General features: G+C 60.4%; 19 protein-coding genes and 4 pseudogenes. 10 read left to right on the top strand and 13 right to left on the bottom strand.

Annotated elements, in window-relative coordinates; translation table 11 throughout:
- Nucleotides 1-60 precede the first annotated feature (60 nt).
- Nucleotides 61-318, bottom strand: coding sequence for a hypothetical protein (locus tag ACVWY5_RS06985; protein WP_028336514.1), 258 nt, complete (start codon nucleotides 316-318; stop codon nucleotides 61-63).
- Between the two features lie 28 nt (nucleotides 319-346).
- Between ACVWY5_RS06985 and ACVWY5_RS06980 the strand changes: the two genes are divergently transcribed.
- Nucleotides 347-766: a hypothetical protein gene (locus tag ACVWY5_RS06980; RefSeq protein WP_456671660.1), complete on the top strand. Its 420-nt coding sequence runs from the start codon at nucleotides 347-349 to the stop codon at nucleotides 764-766.
- Nucleotides 767-828: 62 nt separating this feature from the next.
- Here the strand turns inward: ACVWY5_RS06980 and ACVWY5_RS06975 are convergent, their stop codons facing one another.
- Together ACVWY5_RS06975 and ACVWY5_RS06970 are read right to left on the bottom strand one after the other, a co-directional pair.
- Entirely contained in the window at nucleotides 829-1,899 is a 1,071-nt protein-coding gene (locus ACVWY5_RS06975; RefSeq protein ID WP_080667198.1) for a cytochrome-c peroxidase, read from the bottom strand.
- A gap of 688 nt (nucleotides 1,900-2,587) precedes the next feature.
- Nucleotides 2,588-2,833, bottom strand: a complete 246-nt coding sequence (locus tag ACVWY5_RS06970; protein WP_028336511.1) for a hypothetical protein — start codon at nucleotides 2,831-2,833, stop codon at nucleotides 2,588-2,590.
- Between the two features lie 788 nt (nucleotides 2,834-3,621).
- Between ACVWY5_RS06970 and ACVWY5_RS06965 the strand changes: the two are divergent.
- The 3 genes and pseudogenes from ACVWY5_RS06965 (at nucleotide 3,622) to ACVWY5_RS06955 (ending at nucleotide 6,748) form a co-directional block, all read left to right on the top strand.
- A pseudogene (locus ACVWY5_RS06965) lies at nucleotides 3,622-4,251 on the top strand (FMN-binding negative transcriptional regulator).
- A gap of 650 nt (nucleotides 4,252-4,901) precedes the next feature.
- Nucleotides 4,902-5,582 carry an HAD family hydrolase gene (locus ACVWY5_RS06960; RefSeq protein ID WP_028336510.1) on the top strand — a complete coding sequence of 227 codons (681 nt, stop codon included), beginning with the start codon at nucleotides 4,902-4,904 and terminating at the stop codon, nucleotides 5,580-5,582.
- A 281-nt stretch (nucleotides 5,583-5,863) separates the two neighbouring features.
- Nucleotides 5,864-6,748 carry a TauD/TfdA dioxygenase family protein gene (locus ACVWY5_RS06955; protein ID WP_321177010.1) on the top strand — a complete coding sequence of 295 codons (885 nt, stop codon included), beginning with the start codon at nucleotides 5,864-5,866 and terminating at the stop codon, nucleotides 6,746-6,748.
- Nucleotides 6,749-6,932: 184 nt separating this feature from the next.
- Here ACVWY5_RS06955 and ACVWY5_RS06950 read toward each other — a convergent pair whose 3' ends face one another.
- From ACVWY5_RS06950 to ACVWY5_RS06915, 8 genes and pseudogenes are all read right to left on the bottom strand, one after another.
- Nucleotides 6,933-7,175 carry a DUF2274 domain-containing protein gene (locus ACVWY5_RS06950; RefSeq protein ID WP_028336508.1) on the bottom strand — a complete coding sequence of 81 codons (243 nt, stop codon included), beginning with the start codon at nucleotides 7,173-7,175 and terminating at the stop codon, nucleotides 6,933-6,935.
- A gap of 4 nt (nucleotides 7,176-7,179) precedes the next feature.
- The gene (locus ACVWY5_RS06945) at nucleotides 7,180-8,391 is read right to left on the bottom strand and encodes a TrbI/VirB10 family protein (protein ID WP_028336507.1); all 1,212 of its coding nucleotides are present in this window, start codon (nucleotides 8,389-8,391) and stop codon (nucleotides 7,180-7,182) included.
- Nucleotides 8,388-9,422: a P-type conjugative transfer protein TrbG gene (trbG, locus tag ACVWY5_RS06940; protein WP_028336506.1), complete on the bottom strand. Its 1,035-nt coding sequence runs from the start codon at nucleotides 9,420-9,422 to the stop codon at nucleotides 8,388-8,390. The genes ACVWY5_RS06945 and trbG overlap by 4 nt, the downstream gene beginning before the upstream one ends.
- Nucleotides 9,419-10,102 carry a conjugal transfer protein TrbF gene (gene trbF / locus ACVWY5_RS06935; RefSeq protein WP_028336505.1) on the bottom strand — a complete coding sequence of 228 codons (684 nt, stop codon included), beginning with the start codon at nucleotides 10,100-10,102 and terminating at the stop codon, nucleotides 9,419-9,421. The genes trbG and trbF overlap by 4 nt, the downstream gene beginning before the upstream one ends.
- A 99-nt stretch (nucleotides 10,103-10,201) precedes the next feature.
- On the bottom strand, nucleotides 10,202-11,260 hold the full coding sequence (gene trbL / locus ACVWY5_RS06930; protein WP_321177011.1) for a P-type conjugative transfer protein TrbL: 1,059 nt from the start codon (nucleotides 11,258-11,260) through the stop codon (nucleotides 10,202-10,204).
- A pseudogene (locus tag ACVWY5_RS06925) lies at nucleotides 11,218-12,498 on the bottom strand (methylase); the annotation flags it as partial. The pseudogene ACVWY5_RS06925 and the gene trbL, both read right to left, overlap by 43 nt.
- A gap of 264 nt (nucleotides 12,499-12,762) precedes the next feature.
- Nucleotides 12,763-13,191, bottom strand: coding sequence for a hypothetical protein (locus ACVWY5_RS06920; RefSeq protein WP_321177012.1), 429 nt, complete (start codon nucleotides 13,189-13,191; stop codon nucleotides 12,763-12,765).
- A 106-nt stretch (nucleotides 13,192-13,297) separates the two neighbouring features.
- Nucleotides 13,298-15,422: pseudogene (locus ACVWY5_RS06915) on the bottom strand (ParB/RepB/Spo0J family partition protein).
- A gap of 256 nt (nucleotides 15,423-15,678) precedes the next feature.
- On the opposite strand from ACVWY5_RS06915, the gene ACVWY5_RS06910 reads away from it, so the two are divergent.
- Nucleotides 15,679-15,924 (top strand): hypothetical protein, encoded by a 246-nt coding sequence (locus ACVWY5_RS06910; protein WP_028336503.1) that lies wholly within the window; start codon nucleotides 15,679-15,681, stop codon nucleotides 15,922-15,924.
- Between the two features lie 188 nt (nucleotides 15,925-16,112).
- On the opposite strand, the gene ACVWY5_RS06905 is transcribed toward ACVWY5_RS06910, so the two are convergent.
- On the bottom strand, nucleotides 16,113-17,306 hold the full coding sequence (locus ACVWY5_RS06905; protein WP_028336502.1) for a hypothetical protein: 1,194 nt from the start codon (nucleotides 17,304-17,306) through the stop codon (nucleotides 16,113-16,115).
- 547 nt (nucleotides 17,307-17,853) lie between these two features.
- On the opposite strand from ACVWY5_RS06905, the gene ACVWY5_RS06900 reads away from it, so the two are divergent.
- Both ACVWY5_RS06900 and ACVWY5_RS06895 read left to right on the top strand, forming a co-directional pair.
- Nucleotides 17,854-18,189, top strand: a complete 336-nt coding sequence (locus tag ACVWY5_RS06900) for a helix-turn-helix domain-containing protein (RefSeq protein WP_028336501.1) — start codon at nucleotides 17,854-17,856, stop codon at nucleotides 18,187-18,189.
- Nucleotides 18,182-19,429 carry a type II toxin-antitoxin system HipA family toxin gene (locus ACVWY5_RS06895; protein ID WP_028336500.1) on the top strand — a complete coding sequence of 416 codons (1,248 nt, stop codon included), beginning with the start codon at nucleotides 18,182-18,184 and terminating at the stop codon, nucleotides 19,427-19,429. The genes ACVWY5_RS06900 and ACVWY5_RS06895 overlap by 8 nt, the downstream gene beginning before the upstream one ends.
- A 461-nt stretch (nucleotides 19,430-19,890) precedes the next feature.
- Here the strand turns inward: ACVWY5_RS06895 and ACVWY5_RS06890 are convergent, their stop codons facing one another.
- On the bottom strand, nucleotides 19,891-20,211 hold the full coding sequence (locus ACVWY5_RS06890) for a DUF736 domain-containing protein (RefSeq protein ID WP_018454792.1): 321 nt from the start codon (nucleotides 20,209-20,211) through the stop codon (nucleotides 19,891-19,893).
- 1,663 nt (nucleotides 20,212-21,874) lie between these two features.
- On the opposite strand from ACVWY5_RS06890, the gene ACVWY5_RS06885 reads away from it, so the two are divergent.
- The 3 genes and pseudogenes from ACVWY5_RS06885 to ACVWY5_RS06875 form a co-directional block, all read left to right on the top strand.
- The gene (locus ACVWY5_RS06885; RefSeq protein WP_051376275.1) at nucleotides 21,875-22,132 is read left to right on the top strand and encodes a hypothetical protein; all 258 of its coding nucleotides are present in this window, start codon (nucleotides 21,875-21,877) and stop codon (nucleotides 22,130-22,132) included.
- Between the two features lie 25 nt (nucleotides 22,133-22,157).
- On the top strand, nucleotides 22,158-22,418 hold the full coding sequence (locus tag ACVWY5_RS06880; protein ID WP_152977770.1) for a hypothetical protein: 261 nt from the start codon (nucleotides 22,158-22,160) through the stop codon (nucleotides 22,416-22,418).
- Between the two features lie 530 nt (nucleotides 22,419-22,948).
- Nucleotides 22,949-23,527: pseudogene (locus ACVWY5_RS06875) on the top strand (oxygenase MpaB family protein); the annotation flags it as partial.
- Nucleotides 23,528-23,542 lie beyond the last annotated feature (15 nt).

Below are 23,542 nucleotides of genomic sequence, written 5' to 3'. Positions count from 1 at the left end.
CCGCCCCTGGGTTACAGTCATCATAGGGACGGTCAGGTGCGCTGTCGTATCGACAGCGTGTCACCGCGCGCCCTGCGCAGCAGCCGGCTCATCCTCAGCCATAACCACGTTCAATGCAGCCACTGCTGCGCGAACCTCCTTGCCGGTCATCCTCGGCGCATATTGGCCGCCGAATCCCAGATACTCGCCGATCTCGCCAATCCTACCGGCATCGCCAGCATTTGTGCCGATAAAATAACGGTTTGTTGCAGTTTCGGCTTCGTTCCATTGCCCGTCTCCGTGTTGCAAGCCGTCGTCAACCGATATCAGTAAAATCAACGAATTACCGACGCCTACGGATCACTCCTTGAGCGCGACACGACAGTTCGATTTTCGTTCAGGGTGCTGGATGCAAAACACCGCACAGCGACAGAATCACTTCTGGGAGCGGGTGCCAGTACTATGTCGCGGGCAGGCACGCCGTGACCGCTGGCCTCAACCCGATCTGCGGCAACCTTCTTCATCACGCAATCGAATGCATGTTGAAGGGCGCGATGGTGAAGACGAGGACCTTCAGGAATTGAAAAAGCTCGGCCAGGGCTTGCCGCAGCTCTGGCAGACCTTCAAGTCCGATGTTGGCGATCCTGACCTCTCCAAATTTAATGTAGCCGTCGTCGCGCTCGATAACTACGAGGATCTCCGATATCCCGACGATGCACTGAAGAACGGCATGGAGTCGGTGATCATAGACGCGTGGACAACGACAATTAAGATTGGGCACGCTTAGCGACGCGCACATCCTGAATGTCATTGAACCATGGACGCACGGCATCCGCCTTATCGGTGGTTCTATTTGGCTAGAGAGGGCCTTGGCGTTGTATCACTACGCGTGGGCAGTCTCGGATATTCGATCTTGGGCAGCTGCCCAGTTAGCGAATTTAGAAACGCGACAATGTCGTTTTCCTCTTTATCGCTGAGCTTCGCGCCGAGCTGGGTCTCACTCATCACGCCAACCGCTTGCTTAAGGCTCCAGGCTTGGCCCGAGTGGAAGTACGGGGCCCGCAACGCGACGTTGCGCAACGGCGCGGCGCGGAAAACGTACTCATCGCTGGCTACCTTGGTAACCGCAAAACGGCCCTTGTCGGCGGATGGAAGCAGCGTTCCGTCCGGCCTTTCAACCACGCCGAACGGGAAGTAATCCTGTCCACCGACGTTGATTCCATTGTGGCAAGACGAGCATCCTTTTTCCATGAATAGCTTTAGTCCCGCCTTCTGCTGATCATCCAGAGCATGCTCATCGCCCTTGAGGTACTGATCAAACGGGGCAGCAGGTGTAATCAGAGTCGCTTCGAAAGCCTCGATCGCCTTGGCGGAATTGTCAAAGGTGACGGGCCTCGCCTCGTTCGGGAACGCTTTCTGAAACATGACGACATAGTCGGTCATCGAATTCAACGTATTGAGTACCCTGTCCGGCGTGGCATTCATTTCGACACTCGCCTGGATGGGGCCGGTAGCTTGCGCCTTGAGATCTGCCGCGCGCCCATCCCAGAACTGCGCCACATTGAATACTGCGTTATAGACGGTAGGTGCCCGACGTGGACCCCGCTGCCAGCCATGCCCCACCGACGTTGGACCGGCATCTACGCCGCCCGCGCCAAGGTTATGGCACGTATTGCAGCTAATGATCCCGCTAGCCGATAGCCTCGGATCGAAGAACAGTGTCTTGCCAAGTTCGACCTTTTCGTGGGTGACTGTGTTGTCCTTTATCGCAGGAACGACCGAAGGAATCGGTTTGAATGCCTCCTTGGCAGCGCTCATCAAATCGTCAGTTGCGCCAGCTGCCGAGGAGACCAGCATCCCAACGCTCAGAACGCACAGCTTGTAGACGAGGGAAAGCTCTCGTATCGTTGACTTCTTCATTGCTTGCATCACCAATTTCATAGATGCCGGAAACGGCCGAAAAGCTGCACGCGGGCCCCTCCAGGAAAGGCACAGCTCCACCGGAAGCAAACGTCGACGGCAGCTCTCGAAGCCGCCGGCCACCTCGCGTGCCACCGACGAACAATGAAGAGGCGGTCAACTACAGCGGTTATGATCCAGGATCGCCGAACACGCAGCCTCATTCGCCCACCCCAGCACTTTCTGCCGGTGCAAAGACGTCTGCGTGAGATCTGGGTCGTCGAAGCTGTTGATATTGTCAAAGCAATCCATCCGATTCTCCTCCCCAGATCTGGGCAAATCAAGCCGGACCTGTCAGTCTAGCTAGAGACCTTCCCATGCTGTGATCCTTAGCTGTCGACAAGCTGACGAGCCCCGGAACAATTCACAATGTAGGTCTTGCAACTTTCGTGTAACGCCGTTCGGGTTTTTCAAGCGGGTCGACGGCAAAATTACGCGGCAACTGAGCGAGCGCAACGCCGCCATTAAGAAGCTCAATCTCATGATGTCCCTCAAGGCACCGGCCTTGAAGGCGAATAGCTGAGCGGCGGCTGTCGCGGTGTTCGCGCAATCGGATGGCGGTAGCTTGATAGCTGAGCAGCAGCGAATGTTGAGGAACGTCGCATTGAGCCGGCGACGTCCGGCTAGTAGGTAAGCGGACTTCGCTCTCCTAGGTGGGCGTGCGCCGTTCGCGCTCAGCCCTATTTGCAGCCCTGAGCCGCTCTCCAATGTGCTCAGAGATATCGCTCATCTCAGCCCGCAACTCGGCTTCGGAAATATCCTGCTCTTTGGCAGCCTCGACAAGGCGCTCAGTGAGTTCCGCAACATCCTGCGACGCGCCGGGAGTCCGATACTGCTCGACGGCGTGAACGCTATTCTCGATCCAGAAGTCGATAAATTCCCGGGCTTTGCTCACTGTATTCCCTTTAACCAAACTAGTGGCCCAGCGTTAACGCCAGTAACGGAACGGAGCAAGGCCATCTTAGCGGCGTCGGCATATACCAAGGTTTGACGGAGGCGAGAGTTAGGAAGTGACAATCGAACGGCGGATGGCCGATGATTGAACGCGATCAGAAACAAAGGAATTGCCGCAATTGCGACAGCCAAAAGCCAAACAGAACGATTCCTGCGCTGAAAATAAACTCGCTCATGGCAACCCTTCGCCTCGGACACACTCTGCCCTAAAAAACCAGACTAGTTATGCGTCGCGCATAATCCATCGGCCATAACAGCTTGTCCTTCCGCACTTCACCTCGATTAAATCAAACAGATCGGAATCTGCGACATTCATAAAATTTCGACCCACCGCAAGTGCCACGAGAGATATCGAGGTGGCTTGAGGGAGTTATCGGCGCAGCCAGCGGAAAGTTGTCAGCACGCTGTCCGCTCTGCTCTCGGTAAGCCGGCCGTTGGTAGGTTCCAGGTTGAACGTGGCACGCACCAATCGGTAAGCAGCCGCCCCAGACTTTCAGAGCAGTGAATGAAAGCGAACGCCCCATGGAACCGGACTGGCGCGTCATAATTGCCTCGCTCGGTTACATCACGGCTCCAGGAACACGTCAGCGGGCGATCATGAGGCGGCCAAGCCACGAGCAAGGCGGCCGGATCCAACGGCGAACCTCCAAAGGGGTGACTGAAACTGGCATTTTTCTAGCATGTTGGTCTGGGTTCATCTCGACGACATCCCAACCGGGAGCGCCCTTCGTGTACATACCGTCCCCCTTTCGAGATGACGACCTCGAGAACATGCGAGCGACAATCCGCTGCGCTCGATTGGCCAACCTGATCACGGCCACGTCGGGCGGGCCCCTTGCGACGCCACTTCCGCTCTTGCTCGATGAGAGCGAAGGCGAGCACGGCACGCTGTACGGGCACCTTGCGAAGCGCAATCCGCAATGGCGCATCGCCACGATCGGAGATGCGATGGCGATCTTTACTGGCCCGGAAGCTTACGTGACGCCATCCTAGTATCCGAGTAAACGACAAGCTGAGCATGTGGTGCCGACATGGAATTACATCGCGGTCCATGCCCATGGGCCGATTGAGTTCTTCGACGATCCCGATCGCCTGCTTGAGATCGTGACGCGCCTGACGAATATCCATGAAACGTCACGTGCGACGCCTTGGGCCGTCAGCGATGCTCCCGTGGATTTCATTGCCGCCCAGTTGCGTGAAATCGTCGGCGTGCGCATCCCGATCACCAGGGTCGAAAGCAAGCGCAAGATGAGCCAAAATCGCCCCATGCCTGACCGCATTGGTGTCGCCACCGGCCTAGCCGCGAGCAAGCTGGCACGAGACCAAGAAGTTGCACCTCTTATCCTGGTTCAGGACTGAGACGATCATATGCATGACCGTTGTCAAGAGCGGCGGTCGACACGCAGCTCTCACGGGATCCAGCAGCAATAGTTTAGCCGCTACGCCGCTCAAGGTATTTTTGCCTCGTGGCATCAATGGTTGCTCGCGCCAGATTGGAAGAGTGAATGTTGAGCATTGGCTGCAGTCTTCTCAATGGCAAGCTGTTCAGCTCCCGAGCTTCGACTAGCAACTCAGGGTATCGAGAAACCCATTCGCCTCACCAGAATTGCGACCGATACTCACGAATGAGTCAGTCGGCTCGGACTTATCGCACCTGGTAGACTCTTGTCCGCATTCTGACAGAGGCACAATCTCATGTCAGGTCCAGTACAGCGCGCATAGCACGCGTTCAGACCTTCCAAAGCCCGTTCGGCCTTGATCGTCGGCTGGCATGACCATTGCTTCAAGTAAATCGATCCAGAAATAGGGCCACAAAAGCAGCAATGCTCATGCTCTGCGCTCCCATCTCGCCTCAGAATAACGGTCCGCCCGCTCAGCTCACTAGCGCGCGTTGTTCCGCTGACCACTCTGTCCGACCATACCCACCAGGATCGCACCGAACACGTAGACCAGAAAACAGCCAGTCTCGAACACGTTAATATCGCACGATTACTTGTCTAGGTTCACGCATGAAATCCGCCGTTGTATTCGACTGGAATGGCACGCTGCTCGATGATGCCAATGCCGTGCTGCAAACCATTAATGCTATTTTGAGCCGCTTCGGTCGATCAGCCGTCGATATGCACAGACTTCGAGAGGAGTTCGAACTCCCTCTTTCGGTTCTTTTCCGCAACCTAGACATGTCGGAAGATGAAATCGAAGTCGTGCATAGTAACGACAGCGCGATTTTTCACAACGCCTACGAATTCTTGGCGCGCAACGCTGCCTTACGTAAGGGGGCCCGAAACGTCTTGCTCGCCCTTGATCAGAGATCCGTTCAAACCGTCATTGTCAGCAATCACATTGTTGAACCGATTCGCACACAAGTGCGAAGACTCGGAATCAAGACTCACGTCACGGATATTTTGGCATTTGAGAGCCGCGCAACCCAGTTTAGGAGCATGAGCAAGCAAGAACGGCTGCGCTTGTATATGCAGGCCAACGATCTATCCCCAGAAAGAACCGTCATCGTGGGCGACATGCCAGTTGAGACGGAGATCGCCCGCAATCTCGGTCTTATCAACGTGTCAATCACGGGGGGATTTGTTTCCGAAGCGCGCTTGTGCGCCGCGGGGCCTGACTACATGATTCATGACCATCATCAACTATTACCGGTTTTGCGGAAGCATTGCATTGTTCAGAGCAGTTAAGTGACCACAAGAACATAACTGAAGATCCGCGGCTGGCCCGCTGCTGCTATCCGCTTCGTCTTCGCGATCCGGTGATATTCGAGGTCGGAGATCGAGTTCTTTCACTCGGTCGAACCGACGGCTCAGTCCGATAAGTCGCGTCAAATATCGCGATCCGCTTAGTGCGATCTGGCTACACGTTCGGTCTTTCGCCTGGCATGATGCTTGCTGCAGATCATTCGCGAACCGAGAGGCGAGGAAGAACTGCAAGGCCTTGGAAAATCAACAGGAGCACAACGGCTTTGATCGATGACGTCATTCCGGGCACCGATGTTGTGAGACGTGCGGCGCGCATCGGTGCCGAAGTCAACAATATCAAGCTATCGGGCGATCTACCGGACCACACGATCGCTGCGATAAACAGCTTGTTGCTCGAGCACAAGGTGATCTTCTTTCGCAATCAAGGACATCTCAACGACGCCGAGCAGGAGCGTTTTGCCGCTCGTCTCGGAAAGCTAGTGCCGCATCCGATGCTCGGTGCTACCAAGGGGACGACGTCGCTCCTCGAACTGGACTCCACTCGCGGCGGCGGTCGCGCCGATGTTTGGCATGCGGATGGAACCTTCGCCGAAGCCTATCCCAAGGTTTTAGTCTTGCGAGCCGTTGTAATGCCAACGTTCGGAGGCGATACCGTTTGGTCGAACACAGCAGCCGCTTATCTTGATCTGCCGCCGCCGCTACAACGCCTTGCCGAGGAGCTATGGGCCGTTCACAGCAACGTTTTCGATTACGCTGGGATCGCGCGCGTCCGTGACATCGACAAGAAACACTTTGACGATGTGTTCACCAGTAGGATTTTTGAGACTGAGCATCCCGTGGTGCGCGTCCACCCCGAGACAGACGAGCGGACGCTAGTGCTCGGCGCCTTGGTGAAGCACCTTGTTGGGGTGCCAAAGTATGACGGACAAAAGCTGTTCGAGCTGTTCCAGTCTCATATTACCGCGCCCGAAAACACTGTGCGGTGGAACTGGTTAGAGGGCGATATCGCGATATGGGATAATCGCGCAACACAGCATTACGCCGTCAACGATTACGGGGACCAGCATCGCGTGGTACGTCGGGCCACGATCGATGGAGACGTGCCCGTCAGCGTGGATGGCAGGAGAAGTGTGACGCGCCTGAAGTGACCGAATAGGTGTCCGCCACGACCAGCGCTCTCGCATCCGAAAATGGACAAAGCGTGGCTACCGGAGTTGTTTAGGGCGGACGTGGGAACGCTAAACGATATCTCAACTGTCAGGACAAACTCAGCAGCCTAAGTTGACATCGCAGTTATTTAGCGTCCCGCGAAGCTTCGATGAGCATTGACCATCACTTCCCTTCGCCGGCGGCCGGTACGTGCCCCTCACGTTTCAGTTTAGAAAACCCTCGATCCGTGGCCATAAAGCGCGCCAACATGGGGGCGATGAGCTTAGTCGGTTCAACCACTTGACCACCTTCACGCGTAAGGGCTTTTGCATATGCAATGAGATCACGATGCACGGCCGCCGGCAGCTCCGTACTCACTTTGACCGGCTTGTCGTCTTGAAGCTCTCCTATCTTGAGCTTTGGCATGTTCTCACCTTTCATACGGCGCAAGTATGAGGTCACGATTGACCAGAACACGAACCGGAAAGCCAGGTCGTACGGTCAGGGTAGGCTGGATGCCGAGACTGCGGCGAACGACCTGCTGTCCGGTTTGATTCAGTGAGTCGGAGGCGCCGTGACGCAACGCTTGGATAATCGCGCTGTCGTTGCTGTTTGTGTCGGATCCCGCGCCTACTTCCGTCGCAACAGCTAGAAGCGTCGATAGTGCCGCAGCCTTGAATAGTTCTGCCCAGTGATTGTCGACTTGGTCTTCCAGACCCGCATAGCCAGCCTTATCAGCGCCAGGCTGCCGCTCAAGAACGATAGAACGCCCATTCGGCATGATCAGCCGCGTCCAGACCAGCAGGACGCGCGACTGGCCGAATGAGACCTGATTATCGTACATACCGATGAGACGCGCTCCCTGGGGCACAAGCAGAAAGCGGCCTGTCGGCGTGTCAAAGATATTCTCGGTTACCTGCGCTGTGACCTGGCCTGGAAGGTCTGATCGAATCCCGGTGATTAGGGCTCCCGGAATGACCGTCCCAGCCTGCACGATGTATGGTGAAGCCGGGCGGCTGATGCGGTCCGGGCTGACCGTGCGACGGTCCACAGACGCGTTCGCGAAGGCAAGCTTCCGGTCCTGACCGTTCTGCGCCAATCCGTCATCGCCAGAGCTCGTCGCGCTCGGAGACGCGATGCGGTCGGTTCCAGCGGCCACAGCGGCGGGCGCGCGCATTTCGCCGCCATTGTTCGCAGCGAACAAGCGACTGATGCGGGCTGCTTCGGTCTCTTGGTCTCGGCGCTGCTGTTCGGGATCAGAGCCGATGGTTGGCGACTGCCCCTGAGCAGCAAGGATCGGCCGCCCCAGGTCTCCTGGGAGCGGCGGACCGAGCTGCGGAAACGCTTGGCGTGGAGTGTCAGAGTAGTCCTTCGGCAGTGCCGTGATCCCGTCGGCCACATTATGATGGTCTGTGCTGTAAAGCTCCTCGGCCGCCTGGTTTAGGGGGCGGTTACTCTGCAGCGACCACAACACAGTTCCGCCAATGACGAGCATGACAACCGCGCTCCCTCCGGCCAGGACCTTCCGTGACAACCGTGTCACGCGCGGATGCTCCGCTCTCAAGCGGAAACTTCCGGATTGCCCGTCTCGTGCCTGCTGCGGAGCCGCCTGATCGCGATCGTTTCCGACCTCGGTATTCATGACGACGGCCTCCCATCTTTCCTGACAATCCTGACTTTCTGCTGGTGCTCACCGCCGAGCCGCAATTCGGCAGCCGCAAACAGCCGATCGACGATCAGGACGTTGCCGTAGGCACGGTAATTGGCGAGTTCGGCCTTGCCGTCTGAACCGATGATAAAGAGTGGTGGCATCTCGCCTTGTACGAGGCCTTGGGGGAATTCGACATAGACCTTACGGCCGTCGTCATAGACAGCCAACGGCCGCCAGGGCGGGCTGTCGCCTTCAATTGCGTAGCGGGAGATGCGTTGCGCCGGCTCCGGAAGCAAGGGTCTCAGAGCGACTGCACGCGATCGTTCGCGCATTGTTTCCGGATAGTACCAGGCAACCGATGGCATGTATGGCCGCTCGCGTGAGCGGAGCTCGATCAGGTAGGTGCGCCGGTCAGTATTGACCACCAGATTGGTCTCGATCGATGCGCGGGTCGGCTTGACCAGGACATGGACCCTTCGCGTATCGCCGCTTCCACTCTCGGTATCGCCCACGACCCAGCGCACGGTATCTCCGGCGGCGATCGGTCCAGATCCCGTCAACTGCTCTCCCTCCTCAAGCGCGATATCCGTAATCTGCCCCGGTGCGGCGTAGATCTGATAAAGCGCCCCGGGACTGTAGGCGTAGATTTGCGCAGCGTTGAAATACCCCCGCTTGCGCGGTTCGACCCGGGCTGCGCTGTTTGCCGTCTCAATCCGGCTCATGGGTTCAGGCTCTTCCTTCCCCGCCGCCTTGCCGCCGAGAGCCGGCTTCCAGAGGGGCGGAACGTGTAGCGGTTGCGACTTGTCGTCCAGAGGCGCTGGCGACGCTGGCATCGAAGGAACTTCCGCATCATAGCTGATCTGTGGCGGTATGTAGGTCGCGCACCCACCAAGCGCTGACGAACAAAGCAGAAGAGCGGGTAGAAATGCTCTCTTCGCGGTCACCAACTCGGGCCAAGCCGAATTGAGCTTGCTTTGCTGGAGAGAACGTTTCGAATGAACGTCAGACGGCGTCTTGGTCACTGACTCAACTCCTTTGACCAGTTGATGGCGCGGACGTAGACGCCAAGGGGATTCTTGCGCAGGCGTTCGGCATCGCGGGGTGTCTCGATGACGATCGAGAGAATTGCAGTCCAGCGCTCGGTCGAGCTCAACGAGCCGTTGTCGTAGACGCGCTGGGTCCAAGCGACCCGAAAGCTTTCCAACGACGCGCGAATGACGCTCGAGACGTCCACGGAAATTTGGGCCTTGCCCAGCTTGGCAAAGGGGTCATTGTTGCGCGCATAGTCGTTGAGCGCAGCGGCACCACGATCGGTCGTAAAATCATAGGCCCGGAGCCAATTTTGGCGCAGAACGATGCCGTCGGCCGGTAGGCCTCTGACATCCTCTATGAAGCGCGCCAGATGGTAGGCGATCTGCGCATCAGTGGGTTGATAATCGATGTTGGCCGGAGCCACCGTTTGGGCCTGGCCGAGATGGTCCACTTCGACCACCCACGGCGTGATCGAGCCTTGTCTCGATTGCCAAACGAGGCTACCCGCGAGACCGGCTGATAACATCAAGCAGCCGAACGCCATCAAGCGCCAGTTCCTGGCCTGCACGCGGGCAGATCCAATGCGTTCGTCCCAAACCTGCGCTGCCTTTTGGTAAGGCGTGATCCGCTCGGGCATGCGCCCGTAGTGTACGGAAGGTCGTTTGAACATCGATAGTTGCCCTTGAGATCAAGTAATCGTTTTCGAGTTGTTCGGTGTCCGCGTTTCAGTCAGTCGCGCAGCGGCTGGCAAAGGCGCAGTGGCGAAGTGTCAGCGCTCTCTTTCAGACAAATCGACGGACGAGCCGCCGCCACCGTGATCACCTGAGCGGACCGTGTGGCTGACTGCCGACGCACCGTGCCGAACAGTCTCGGCACGCTTCATGCGCCGCGCCCAATCGGGCTGCCCTTCGGCCGAAGCGCTCGCGCCCTGCGCGCCGGCTTCCCCACCTCCGCCGAGCGCAGCCGCTGAACGACGCAACGGGCTCATCGCAGCGGTAGCGCCGGCCTCCGCGACACCGGCAAGGCCGCCGCTCCGATAGGCCGCTAATGCTCCGCTCATGGCAGCGCCGCCACTGCGCGCGGCGCCCGCGATCGCGCCGCCAGCGAGACCAGCACCGCCGGCGGCGAGGCCTGCGCCGGCGGCAACAATACCGCCAGCGGCAAGGCCCGTTCCAATCGCCGCACCGGCGCCGAGTTGCGGTCCGCCGGACACCAGGCCGTCGGCGATTCCTGGACCGAAGATGCCCAAGCCCAGCAAGGAGAGCGCCGCAAGCACCAGTGTCATCGCGTCTTCGATGGTCGGCTGATTGCCACCAAAGCCAGCGGTGAACTGCGAGAACAGGATCGATCCAATGCCGACGATGACGGCCAAGACGAGGACCTTGATCCCTGAGGAGATGACGTTGCCCAAGACCCGCTCCGCAGCAAAGGCGGTCTTGCCAAACAGACCAAATGGGATGAGCACGAAGCCAGCCAGCGTTGTGAGCTTGAACTCGATCAAGGTGACAAAGAGCTGGATCGCGAGAATGAAGAAGGCGAGCAACACCACGACCCAGGCGAACAGGAGAACGACGATCTGGACGAAATTCTCGAAGAAGCTGATGTAACCCATCAGGTTAGAGATCGAGTCGAGCAACGGTCGGCCGGCGTCGAGCCCGACTTGAGCGATCTTTCCAGGTCTCAGAAAATCGGATGCGGACAGGCTTGCGCCCGATGCTTTCAGTCCAAGACCGGCGAAGCTCTCGAAGACGATGCGCGCCAGGCTGTTCCAATTGCCGATGAGATAGCCATCGCCGCGGACTGCACGAGTTTGGTTGGATGTGCGCACGATCCGGGAATACGGATCGACTGCAATCCGTACTCCTCATAAAGGGCATCGGTCAGTCGGGCTCCGTCCCGTGGCGACCATTCGACCGTCTCGTAGTTGAGCTCTAAGCCTTCTGGCGCCGCGCTTCCCGACGTGGACGGTGAACACAGTGCAGCGGCCGCACTCGATTTCGACTTTGCCGGATAACAACGGCTAAGGCCGACCGCTACCGGCCTCGCGATGGGCAACCTCGGAGGCACATGCTGGGTCACCCAGTCAAGCAAGATGGCGACATCGCTCGCCATGCCCAATGAAGCAGGAAAGACCTTCGGATCAGCCGCAGGCAGCTTGTCGATCACAAGCAGCCTTGTGTCCGTTCGTGTTCCGTGCTTGGCGTAAACGGCGCCGTCAATGGCGGCAGAAAACACGACCCGCCCGCGTTCCTGGAGACGAACAAAGGCTTCCGTCCATGCCGGATTATCCGGCGCAAGGCTCGCGCCCACGATGGCGACAAGACGCCCGCCGTCGCAAAGGCGAGCCAAGGCCGAGGTGATGTGCCGGAGAGCTGCGTCCGGCATCGGTCGTTCGACATTGGCCACCGCCGAGAACGGCGGGTTCATCAAGACGACGCTCGGTACGACACTCGCATCGAGGTGATCATCGATCTGGGCGGCGTCGAAACGGCTGACCTTAACCTTGGTGAAGAGGTGATCTAGCAATGTGGCGCGGGCCTCGGCCAACTCGTTCAACACCAAGGCGCCGCCCGAAAGCTCGGCAAAGGTAGCGAGCAGGCCCGTCCCTGCAGAGGGCTCGAGCACGCGATCGGCGGGCGTTACGCCCGCCGCCATAGATGCAACAAGGCCAAGTGAAATCGGCGTCGAGAATTGTTGAAGTGCCTGGCTGTCCTCGGAGCGCCGCGTATGGGTTGGCAGACAGCTCGCGATCCTCGCGAGCATCGGCAGCATAGCGGCCGTCGAGCCCGCTTTGGCGCGCATGGCCGGGCCGAACTTGCGCAGGAATAGAACGGTCGCCGCCTCGCAGGCATCATAGGCGGTCTTCCAGTTCCAGGCGCCGGCTGCATCCGAGGCGCCGAAGGCCGCCTCCATGGCGCCGCGCAGGACGGCGGCATCGATGCGATGGCCGCGTTCGAGCTCGGTCAGGAGCTGCTGCGCGGCGCGGAGGGCGGCGGAGGTGAGACTTGCAACGGCACGCATCGAGAGCGGCGTGGCGGCGGCGCCGCCGGTAAGAGATTCGGTCATGGCAGGATGTCTTTCGGAGAGCGGGAACGGGTCGATCCGGCTGGCGCTCTCTCTGGACCGCGCCGGCTCAAACCCCGTCCCGGCCGCTCTCTGCCTCTCATCGCGCGGCCGTCCTCACGCCGCGCCACGGCATTCGGGCGTCGACAGGACGAAACGCATTGCCGGGCAGTGCGAGGGCGACCGGCCGGCCTTACGGCGTGACCTGAGCGATGAACTCCTCGAGGAGATCGTAGGTGGACTTGCCGAGGATTTGATTGGCCGAGATCACAACGACCGCGCCGCCAAAACCGTCGCACGCATCCGCGAACAAGCAAAGGAGGAAACGGCCGATACACACTCCAGCGTCGGCGAGCGCCGCACGATGTCCTGAATGATGAACTCCCAGGATGTCGTCGTAAGATCGAGCTCGACGTCGTGTGACGGCGGTTCGCCGGCCGCACGCTTTGCCAGATGCTCTCTGACGATGCTGCTCGCGACGTTCGAGCCGGCCATTGGGGACGCTGCGAGCGCGGCTTCGAGCTGCGCGCGCTCAAGCGTTATCATGTCGGTCGGTCCGACTTCTGAAAAGAAATACCAGCCCTCGCCGTCACGTTCGGCATCGAAGATGCGAGAGAGCAGCAATCGTTCCAAAGCAGGCTCATGTCCGCTTCGGGGATCGTCTGCTGGACGACTTGAGCTATCGTCATCGGCCATTTGTGCCTCCTTGGAAAACCGAAAGCCCGGCACGAAGCCGAGCGCGGGATGAGAATTGCGATGGAAGGCGTGCGGGACGGCCGGAGCCGTCCCGCGATAAAGGGCTTCATTCGGCGGGATCGAGCTGTGGTTCAGCGTCGCCGTCGCCGCCGTCCTCCTGCCCCGCGTTGGCGAGGAATTCGGGCAGTGGGCCAGCCTCCGCCTCCTGTTCGACCGGCGCGGCGGTGGCGTCGACGAGACGCAGCAGCTCCGGCAACCAGCCCGAACCATCGAGAAGACGCTCGGCCTCCTTGGCCATGTCGGTCTTTTTCAGGTGATCGATCAATTGCGCGGACGATTCACCTCGTGCCTCCCGCACCGCCTCCAGAATACGAGGCTTGGTGACGCGGCCGAGATAATTGTCGACGGTCGGTCTCCAGCCAGACTGAACCATGTCGAGGCCGACGGCGCGCGCCAGCACATCGGCCTGGCCGAGCCGAGAGCCGACGCCGTGAGCAGAGACACGGCCCTGATTGTAACGGTTGGCCGGCTCATGGACGGCGTTGACCGCAAATGACGCACAGTGAGCGAACAAGGATGCCTGTGCGGCACCGTCAAGGACCGTGAGCGCATCCCACACATCGTTCTCACTCTTGGGCAGCCGTGCCTTCCAGGACTCGTGCCGGGCCTCAACGGCCTTGGCAGATGCGCTTTCCCTGAGCCCCGGGGCTTGAGCGGGAAAGGTCGGCGTGCGAAGTCCGATCTCCAGACACGAGCCGGACGATCCGTACCGGTAAAAGGCTGTCAGCACGAAATTGTGCAGCACCGCCTGGAACGCGATTGCCGGATTTTCTGCCAGCGCATCCCGTAATGCCAACGTACGATGCGCCGTCAGTTCGGTGATGAGCCGATCCGGCAACGGCCTTGCCGCATCCTCTCCATCCTCGTCCGTCTCGCTCGATTCACCGGCGAGCGAAATCGTCGTGCGCTGGGCGGACGCACCGGGCTCCTGCCCTTCATTCAAGGATGCACTGGTGCCCCGCTCGCCTTCGCAAGCGGCCGCAGGCGCCTCGTCCTCCGGTCGGACATAGCCCCGATCGACAGAAAGCCGCCCTTCGGGGTCGATGCCGACGAAGACGCCGGCCCTGGCCATCTGGTCCGGCTCGAAGATGACCGGCCGGTCGTTGAACGCTTCGAGCGCCTGCTCGAGTTCGCCGAGCCGCGCGTCCACCTCGTCGGGCAGTTCGTCAGCGTCTTCAAATCTTGTCTGAAGCGCGTCGTATTCCGCCTGCAGGGCATCGAAGCGCGCCTGCTCCTCGTTGGAGAGAGCCACCGGGTCTGCCTCGAGCCGACGAAGCCCATGGTCATGGCCGTAGGGAAAGCTGGCGGCGGTGACCTCGATCCACTTCCAGCCTTCAGCGGCGATCGTTTCGGCTTCTGTCCGCAGCTTCTCAGCCACGAGACGCTCCAGCAAAGTAACGTCCTCGAGCCAGCCGCCGTCATCTTCTTCGAACAGGTCACGCAGCACCTTGCCGCCAGCCGCTTCATAGGCCGCGAGGCCGACAAATCGCACGCGTTTGTCGGATCCCCGCACCGCGCGCTCGGTCAGAAGGCGCCTGATCTGATATGGTTCGTCGTAGCCCGACTTGCTGACGTTCTCCCAGACCTGTTCCTGGCGGGCGTGATCGTTGGTGACGGAGAACGCCATCAGCTGTTCGAGCGATATACCGTCATCGGCGTAAACGTCGAGCAGCTTCGGGGACACCGCTGCAAGCCGCAGCCTCTGCTTCACCACGTTGAGGGATACGAAGAAGATGGCGGCGATATCCTCCTCGGACCGCCTTTGCTCGCGCAGGGCCTGGAATGCCCGAAACTGGTCGAGGGGATGAAGCGCAACCCGGTGCACGTTCTCGGCAAGTGAATCCTCTTCCGCGGTGACCTCGCTGCACATGTCACTGACGATGCAAGGGACCGGCGCGGTCTTTGCCAGACGCTTCTGCGTTACCAAAAGCTCGAGCGCGCGATAACGGCGGCCGCCGGCCGGCACCTCGAACATGCCGGTTTCCTGGCCTTCGCCGTCGAGTACGGACGTTGAGACTTTGCAGCAGCGAGCGCCGAGCGATGTCCTCGGCCAGATCCTCGATCGAGATGCCGGCCTTGAGCCGCCGTACATTGTTCTGACTCAAGACGAGCTTGCTGAAGGGAATGTCGCGCGACGGCGACAGCTTGATCTTCTGAACGGCCTTTGCCATGTCAGTTTCTCCGAAAAACGGGCGGCCGGGAGCCTCTCTCTCGGCCTCCAACCCGTTCGCGAACAGGCCCGCCCTCCTCTCGCTCTCGCTTTTCCAGCGAACGATGGCGATGGTTGGCGGCCGCCGCGCTGTCAAAAAACCAGGTCCCGTCCTCGCATCTCCGATCGGATTGAAGCCCAAAACGCTGGCGCTTGTTGGCACGGGCGACTATGTTGACTGCCATGAGCCATTACATTCTGGATGGACGCGAGCCTAAATGAACGCGGTTTCGTGGCGGCGATGGTATGAATCAGCCGACCGTGTCGTCGCGAGGACCCGGATAAGTCCGGATATCGTCGTCTCAACCGTGTTCGGATGCGATCCGGATCGCCCCCTCCTTTTCGAAACCGAGGTCATGGAAGTGGGCATCACCTCCATCGACGCCCGCCGGGAGCGGCACCCGACGTGGGTCGAAGCCGAACGCGGCCACGCAAAGATCGTAAGCGGGTATCGCGGCGCCTGAGCACGCATTTTCTGGGCTGCACGGAACCCGCGAGTTCGTCGACGGCGCAGCCGACCGGGAGCAGCCGCCGCGGATCGTCGGCCCGCGACGGATATCACCGTCCCCGAGAGGGCACCGCCCGCGACCTCGTGAATCTGAAAAGCGCAAGCGAGCCAAGCCGAAGAGCGGAATCCCCGGCTTGGCCGAAATTACGCCACGCGGTCGAGCAACTTCTTGGCCTTGGCTTCCATGTCCAGGCGGACATCCTGATGCGGCTTGCCGCGCGCGACGGCGGTGATGCCCTGCACGAAATCGAAGATGCTTTCAGGCGGGCGGCCTTCCTCCGCCAGCACCGCGTCAATCACCTTGCCTGTCTCGGCCTTGGTGAAGCCGCGGCGGCGCAGAAACTCGGTGCGATCCTCGTCGTTGCGTGCCACGATCCGCTCGCGGGCGGCCTTGATGCCGTTGACGAAAGGCATGGGAGAGGAGTTGGCGAAGTTCAACAGTGCCGGGGCTGCCTCGTGAGCAAAGCGGGAGGCTGCGTATTTGGAATGACGGATGGTCATCTCCTCGAAATCTTCCACGCCCCACAGATTGCGATTTTGACAAACCGCACGAAGATAGAAGCTCGCCATGCCGAGCGTCTTCGCGCCGACTTCCGAGTTCGAGCAATAAAAGCCCCGGAAATAGAGGTCGGGCGAGCCGTCCCGGAGACGACCGGCTTCGATCGGATTCAGATCATCGACCAGAAACAGGAAAACGTCCCTGTCCGATGCATACAGGGTCGTCGTGTCCTTGGAGATGTCGACGCGGGGATTGTAGATGCCACTTGACCAGTCGAGCACACCAGGCACCTTCCACCGTGTATCGCCTGTGCCATTGCCTGCGATGCGCTGTACGGCCTCAACCAGCTCGTGGTCGTAGATCCGGCCATAGTCGGGACCGGTGACGGCGCGAAGCTCAATACGGCTATCCTCGGTCTCGAGCGTTTTGATCTGCTCGACGCGATTGGCGGTCAGGCCATATTGCAGGTTGATGGCTGCGAGTGCCGCTGGGAGCTGCCGCAGGTAAGTGGCCGGTGCGCCAACCTGGCTCGCAAGCTGACCAAAGCTCCAGTGGGTCGGCGCGACTGGCCTGTCCGAGCCGGGCAGCATCAAGGCCAGGCGTTCGGGATCGGCACTTCTCGCTTCGACATGAATGAGCGCGGTTTCGACCACGCGCGTTCGGCTGCGCTCCGTGCGATCGCGCACCGTGCGGGCTAAGTCCTCAAGCGAAAGATAACGCTCATCCGCCGGACGGCTGAACCACTCCGAGGACACCCGACCAACGCGCTCGCCGCGGCTCACATCCACTCTGTAACCGGGGGTGGCGTTGCGGCCGGCATCAACAATCTGCGTATTCATGGGAGCAATCTCCATGACGGGCGCCGGAAGACTCTCCTCCGACCCTCAACCCGTCATGGCCAAGGCCGCTCCCCTCTGCCTCTCCTGTATCGTCGGTCGCCCAGACCCACGACCAAGACCCACGACCCAAAGCACGACATCCCGCCCCGACGCAGCTTCCGTCAGGGATGGAAGCCCGAAGGGTGAAAACCCGGCGCAAGCCGGGGTTTCAGCGCCAGCCGGCAGCCCGGTCCCGCAGGGAGACGCCGTCCTCTGCACGCATGCGTAGAGAAATTCCGCGTGCGGCACGCGTGGGACCGGGACGGTGCTGGCAGGCGTCAATCAGCGCTGCGTAGCCAGCGGGGGTCGCGGTCCTCCGGCAGCCTCCGATCACGAAAAACGCTCACGGGACCTGAAAATCTTAGCTGCATAGGCTCGATCCGTGAAAAACGCTTTGGCCGGCGCCAGCAGGGATAACGCCATTTGTTGCAGGGGGCGTGTGACCCCTCTAGTAATAATGTAATCTTCGTAATACATATTTATCAAATCCGTAGCACGAAGACGACAAATGCCGACCCCTCACCACCCTCCCGCCGCCGTTCGACGGGCCATGCGCAAGCTCGGCGCCGACATCCACGACGCCCGCCGGCGTCGGCGGCTGCCGATGGCAGTCGTGGCCGAGCGCGCCTTCACATCCCGCTCGACGCTGCAAAGGGTCGAAGCCGGCGATACCAACGTCAGCATAGGCATCTATGCCGGCGTCCTTCAGGCGCTCGGTCTACTCGACGGCCTGAGCCAGATCGCCGACATCATCAACGATCGCGTCGGACAGGCACTGGCCAGCGCCGAACTGCCCAAGCATGTCCATCTCAAACGCAAGCCCGGAGCCTTACGCGATGGCTGATTTCGAGGTGCATATCGAACTGAGCGGCCGCACGCGTCCTGTCGGACTGGCGAGGGCCAATCGCGTTCGCGGCGCGGAGACCATTCTCTTCGAATATGATGGCGTCTGGCTCGGTGACCCAGACCGGTTCTCGCTGGAACCTGCCTTGGCCCTGACGCGAGGCGCCTTCGCTCCCTCTGCAGGACTGGTGACTGTCGGCTCCATCGGCGACTCCGCACCCGATACATGGGGCCGCCGCCTCATGCAGCGCGCTGAACGCCGCCTCGCCGATCGCGAAGGTCGGGCCGTTCGCACGCTTACAGAAAGCGATTATCTGCTCGGCGTCGCCGACGAGACGCGGTCCGGCGCACTGCGATTCCGCTGGGTCGGCGAAGAAGCCTTCCAGGCGCCGACTCGCGCCGGTGTACCGGCTCTGATCGAACTCGGCCGGCTGCTCCAGATCACCGAGCGCATTCTCCGGGACGAGGAAACGGACGAAGATCTTCAGATCATCTTCGCCCCCGGTTCCTCCCTGGGTGGCGCGCGGCCGAAGGCGTCGGTCATCGACCAGCATGGCAAGCTCTCCATCGCCAAATTCCCGAAGGAGAGCGACGACTACAGCATGGAGACTTGGGAGGAGATCGCGCTGCAGTTGGCCGGCCGAGCCGGCATCGTCACCCCGCAACACGAACTCATCGAAGTGGCTGGCAAGGCGGTCCTGCTGTCGCGACGCTTCGATCGCGACGGCACGACCCGCGTCCCCTTCTTGTCAGCGATGGCGATGATCGGCGCCAAGGACGGCGAGCGCGGCAGTTATCCCGAAATTGTCGACGCTCTCGCACAGCATGGAGCACAGGGAAAGACAGACGCTCATGCCCTCTATCGACGCGTCGTCTTCAACGTGCTGATCTCTAATGTCGACGACCACCTGCGCAACCACGGATTCCTCTGGTTGGGAAAGGCCGGATGGTCGCTCTCTCCGGCTTATGACCTCAATCCCGTGCCGACTGATGTGAAGCCGCGCGTGCTGACGACGAACATCGATCTGGACGAAGGCACCTGCTCGCTCGACCTGCTTGAGGGCGCATCGGAATACTTCGGGCTGACGCTGATGCCAGCCCGCACGATTATAAAAGAGGTCGCAACGGTCACCGCCAAATGGCGGAACATCGCCAAGGCGGTCGGCGCCCGGTCGGCCGAGATAAGCCGCATGGCCAGCGCCTTCGAACACGACGATCTCAAACGAGCGCTGGCGCTTTGACACGGACATTCCTTCATAGCTTCGATCCTGCAGCGGCAAGCCTCGGCCCCACCATCGATCTTGAAATCCCGGACATCGAGGATGCCGGAATTCGGGAGGTGCTGCAGACGCCTGGGGCCGCCTATGGCGCGTGGTCCATTCTCGATCGCTGCTGGCGCCAACCGGCGCGGGAACGCGTTCATCTTCAAGGAGCCGCTCGGACAGGCACGAGAAGTCAAAGTCGCCCTTTCCGGTCTGTTTGGACGCTTCGTCGCACGCGCTTAGCCTCCGCCGCCGACGAGCCCTGTCGGACGGACGGCAGTGATACGCGCCCTAAACCTGCGCTCGTCCGAAACCCGACGCGTCTCGCCAGATCGATCCGTGCATGCGAGCGGCCCGTCCAGCGGCAAAGGGATGCTCGCTGGCTCGCACATAAAAAAGAACCCCGCCCAAGACTGGGCGGAGCTCTGAAGGATCGCGTCTCACTCGCCGTTTTTGCGCGGGCGCGACCACAGCAGCGTGTAGCCCTCGCCGCCTTCGTCGTCGAACAGGTTCGCGTAGATCGGTGCGTTGAACGAGGGGTCGTCGAGCTTGAGCGAGAGATAATCGCGACCCTCTTCGGAGCGCTTCGACCAGGCTGCCCCGATCTCGGCCCGGCCCACATAGATGCGGTGGCTCGGAGCGTTGTCGTTGGAGCGGTTGGTCTCGGCGACGATGCGGACGCCCTTGGCTTGCAGGCTCAGGGTGACAATCTCGCCCTGGAAATCGTTGCCGACTTTCTTGAAAGAACCGATGTTAGCCATGTCACTTCTCCTGTTGTTTTTCGAGCCCGCGACCACCGCGGCCTCGATGGCGATCTAAGGGCCGAGGACGATCGGGGACGCACCCCTCGCGGGCCGGAGCGCAGCGGAGGATGCCGTTGTGGCGACTTTCTTGCCTCGCGAGGAATGGGCGCAGCCCAGGGGAAGAAAGTCGCATCAACGGCGTTGCGGCTCAGACGATCGAGGCGAAGCCGGTCCTCGGCCAGATCAAGCCATCAAAGAGGCCACGTGCGTCCGCGTGCTGAACCGCAATCTCAAGGAGAAGACTGGCGAATCTCGGTTGAGCTGCACAAGAGGTTGGAACGATTTGGCGAAGAAAGAGAAACAATCTGCCGCAAAGGGCGGAATCGTCCATGAAGAGCGATCGAGAACACGCCACGCGCCACCGCGACCACGTGGGCCGGCCCGAGATCGGTGCAGCCTGGTCGAAGCGCTCCGAAAAATGCCGCGTTACCTCTCCCTCTCCTCTCACCTTGCCCCCGCATTCAATATCGCGATCCTGGCGAACCTGTTCGACGAGGAAGGTGACGAAGGATCATCCCTCGTGCGTGGCGGCCGTGAGAATGGTTGAGGCCGCCGATCCAAAGCCTACCCGGCTCGAACAGGCGGGTCTGCGCGAGCAAGAACAGTCAAGCGCGTCCACGTCGTGCCGCCAACGCAAAACCCGCCCAGGCAGGCGAAGGCCTCACGCCAAGCCAGCGACGGCACCCCGATCTGGGACAGGGCGAACGCGAACACCAGCTTCTCAATGGCCATCTCCAGTTGGACGGCTTCGAATCCGAGCGTGTGCCATTGCCCGCACCAACGAGTATGCCGATTGCCGAAGAAACCCGGCCTATTTAAACGGCGAGCGCACGACGGCTTCCCTAAGCCGCTTCGGCGACAGGCACGGACCCGTAAGATCCCAGAAGATCAGCTTGATGAACACGGTTAGGAACGACGCTTGGAAAGTGGCCGCCGACACGGGATTCGGTCTGATAATCGAAACCGCAGAAATCGCTTGAACCTCACGCAGCGTCAGGGTGTACCCTAAAAACTGTCGGCAGACTTTAGAGACGCGAAACATCGGACCGGGATGTAGCACAAACCACATGACAAAGCTGGTGTCGTCAACACTGGGCTTGATCGTGGAATGTTTCTCAACGCATGAGCCGCCCGACATAGAGCATGCTGTGCGGCTGCAACGGCCGTCCTTGGATCTGCTTTAAGCCCGCGCGAAGATCCGCAATAAGCGCACTCCCCTCGTATGAGGCAAGATATTTCGGGAGCCAGTCACACAATTGCGAGGCCGCAAGTCTTGCTGCTGTCTCCTGCTGAACACTTCGTGTCGAGATGACAGGTTGACTTCTGCGGATGTTCATGGAGGTCACTTTCATCAGCCGCGCAAGGCTTTCTCCAAAAACCGCCCTCTAATCTTGAGCAGGGTACGCGCAAGGTCGACGTCGACACGGATGTTTTGTACCGCCACAAATAAGATAGTAACTTCGCGAATTCACCCCAAATCTCCTAAACGATGACCACATACGAGAGATTATGTGAAGCCGCACCGTTCGTACTCTCAATGCGACGCGAACGGTGCAAGCTGGCGCGCCCAGCGTTACGCCAAAATCGTTCTGTCGCAAGAAAATCGATCCAGGAGCCATGGATGAAACTAGTGAAGACCTGCGTAATCGCATGCAGCCTTTCGGCTTTCCTCGCATACCCCGTCATTGCGCAAAGCCTCGCCACCGATGCCAAGGCCCGTAAAGGCGTCCTTGGTACGAGCATACAGAGCGGCATGAGCGATGATGAGGACTCCTCGCCCAGGCTCAGGACCTGGGGCGCGAAAGTGGGCAGGAAGTCGACCAAGGGCGCGAAGAGTGCAGCCGGCGGCAACGCAGCGGACAAGGGGACTGTTGACTAATTCGCGACCAGCAGCATGCCGATGAGTGGCAATCGACACGTCGCCGGGTGCATCCTGCGGCCGGAGGCCGAGCCCGCAACGCACCAAGATGGATGGCTGGATTGTGACGGTCGCCGAGGAATACGGCGACGAAGAACAATTCAGCCATTTAACTCGCGCGTCTGCAGTTGCCCCGACGGAAGCCATGAAGCTGACCATGATCAACTACGGCGCAATGACCGCAACGCTCAACTGCCCGATCGAAGAGGGCAGTTGCAAGGGCTCAGCGTTGAGCGCGGCGCGCTAATCGGTGTGCACAATAGGATCGATCCAATCACCTCGCGACCTCGATTTGGGTACTGCTCCTCCGATGCTCCTACCACCGGTCAGGTTACCGACATTCATGTTCGAAAGCCGCCCGAGCAGTTGGCTGGCGCAGCGTGAAAAGGCGCAACTTTTGGCATCTCGTCGTCCCTTCATTGTCTGGCACGCCTGTTGCTGAGTCATGCACGGCTTGGTTGCTAATGACGACCTCGTAGGCCCAAGCCGCTTCGTAGCGCAACTCGTGCGGGCGGCTCTCGCTCCGCCCGCACGCTTTTTCAGCGTCGACCAGCGCTGCGCTTCATGAGCTTATGCTTTGCATCGTGATGAGGCTGCGCGCCCGAGCGTTTGGCACGCAAGTTGCTGGGAGGAATACGGCTTGGCTTCTCATGCATCGCGCCCCCCGGGATGGCCAAGCTTCCACCCAGACTAGCGCGGGTGGTCCCCCAGCCGCCCGCGCGATTTTCCGTTGGCCATGGGTCTGCCGCGTTCGGTCCAGCGACATGCCGTGGAGGTTACCGCGCCAACGACGTCGCAGCGTTGCGCTGGGTTCACGCGACGCTCGTCGACACCGCTCTGACCGTCCACGACCTGATCCTGCCGCCATTCTCTGTCGAGGAGCGCGAGCGCTATTGGGCCGAAAGTCGGCTGTTTGGAGCATTGTTCGGGCTGACGTCGAGCGACTTACCGGCGGATTGGGATTCATTTGCGGCCTACACCGCGGCGATGATGCAATCGGATACATTGTCCGTCAGCACCGCCGCGCGCGAGGCGGCCCGACAGATCTTCGCCGGTTTACGACCATGGTTGCGTCCGCCGCGTTGGTACCAAGCCCTGAGCGCCGAGCTGCTGCCGGACCAGCTGCGCACCGGCTTCGGATTTGCCATTGACGAACGCGACAAGAAGGCCGCCCAGCGTGCCGTCGCGCGCATACGACGCATCTATCCCAGAATACCGAGCCAGCTTCGCTACGTCGGCCCCTATCAGGAAGCTCAAGCGCGACTGCAGGGAACGCGACAGCTGAGCTGGACAACGCGGTGTGTGAACAGGGCCTGGATAGGACGCCCTCAATTGGACGACCGCTGGAACAGGTGAAGCTCTCGGACAGCC

The sequence above is a fragment of the Bradyrhizobium sp. USDA 3256 genome (genome assembly GCF_054058275.1).
This window is presented reverse-complemented; position numbering and strand designations above follow the sequence as displayed.

Coding starts and splice junctions, on each gene's coding strand:
- ACVWY5_RS06890 (WP_018454792.1), bottom strand. CDS start 20,211: ATGGCTAACATCGGTTCTTTCAAGAAAGTCGGCAACGATTTCCAGGGC.
- ACVWY5_RS06950 (WP_028336508.1), bottom strand. CDS start 7,175: ATGCCAAAGCTCAAGATAGGAGAGCTTCAAGACGACAAGCCGGTCAAA.
- ACVWY5_RS06905 (WP_028336502.1), bottom strand. CDS start 17,306: ATGAATACGCAGATTGTTGATGCCGGCCGCAACGCCACCCCCGGTTAC.
- ACVWY5_RS06920 (WP_321177012.1), bottom strand. CDS start 13,191: ATGGCCGATGACGATAGCTCAAGTCGTCCAGCAGACGATCCCCGAAGC.
- ACVWY5_RS06975 (WP_080667198.1), bottom strand. CDS start 1,899: ATGAAGAAGTCAACGATACGAGAGCTTTCCCTCGTCTACAAGCTGTGC.
- ACVWY5_RS06895 (WP_028336500.1), top strand. CDS start 18,182: ATGGCTGATTTCGAGGTGCATATCGAACTGAGCGGCCGCACGCGTCCT.
- ACVWY5_RS06910 (WP_028336503.1), top strand. CDS start 15,679: ATGAACGCGGTTTCGTGGCGGCGATGGTATGAATCAGCCGACCGTGTC.
- trbF (WP_028336505.1), bottom strand. CDS start 10,102: ATGTTCAAACGACCTTCCGTACACTACGGGCGCATGCCCGAGCGGATC.
- ACVWY5_RS06945 (WP_028336507.1), bottom strand. CDS start 8,391: ATGAATACCGAGGTCGGAAACGATCGCGATCAGGCGGCTCCGCAGCAG.
- ACVWY5_RS06900 (WP_028336501.1), top strand. CDS start 17,854: ATGCCGACCCCTCACCACCCTCCCGCCGCCGTTCGACGGGCCATGCGC.
- ACVWY5_RS06885 (WP_051376275.1), top strand. CDS start 21,875: ATGAAACTAGTGAAGACCTGCGTAATCGCATGCAGCCTTTCGGCTTTC.
- ACVWY5_RS06960 (WP_028336510.1), top strand. CDS start 4,902: ATGAAATCCGCCGTTGTATTCGACTGGAATGGCACGCTGCTCGATGAT.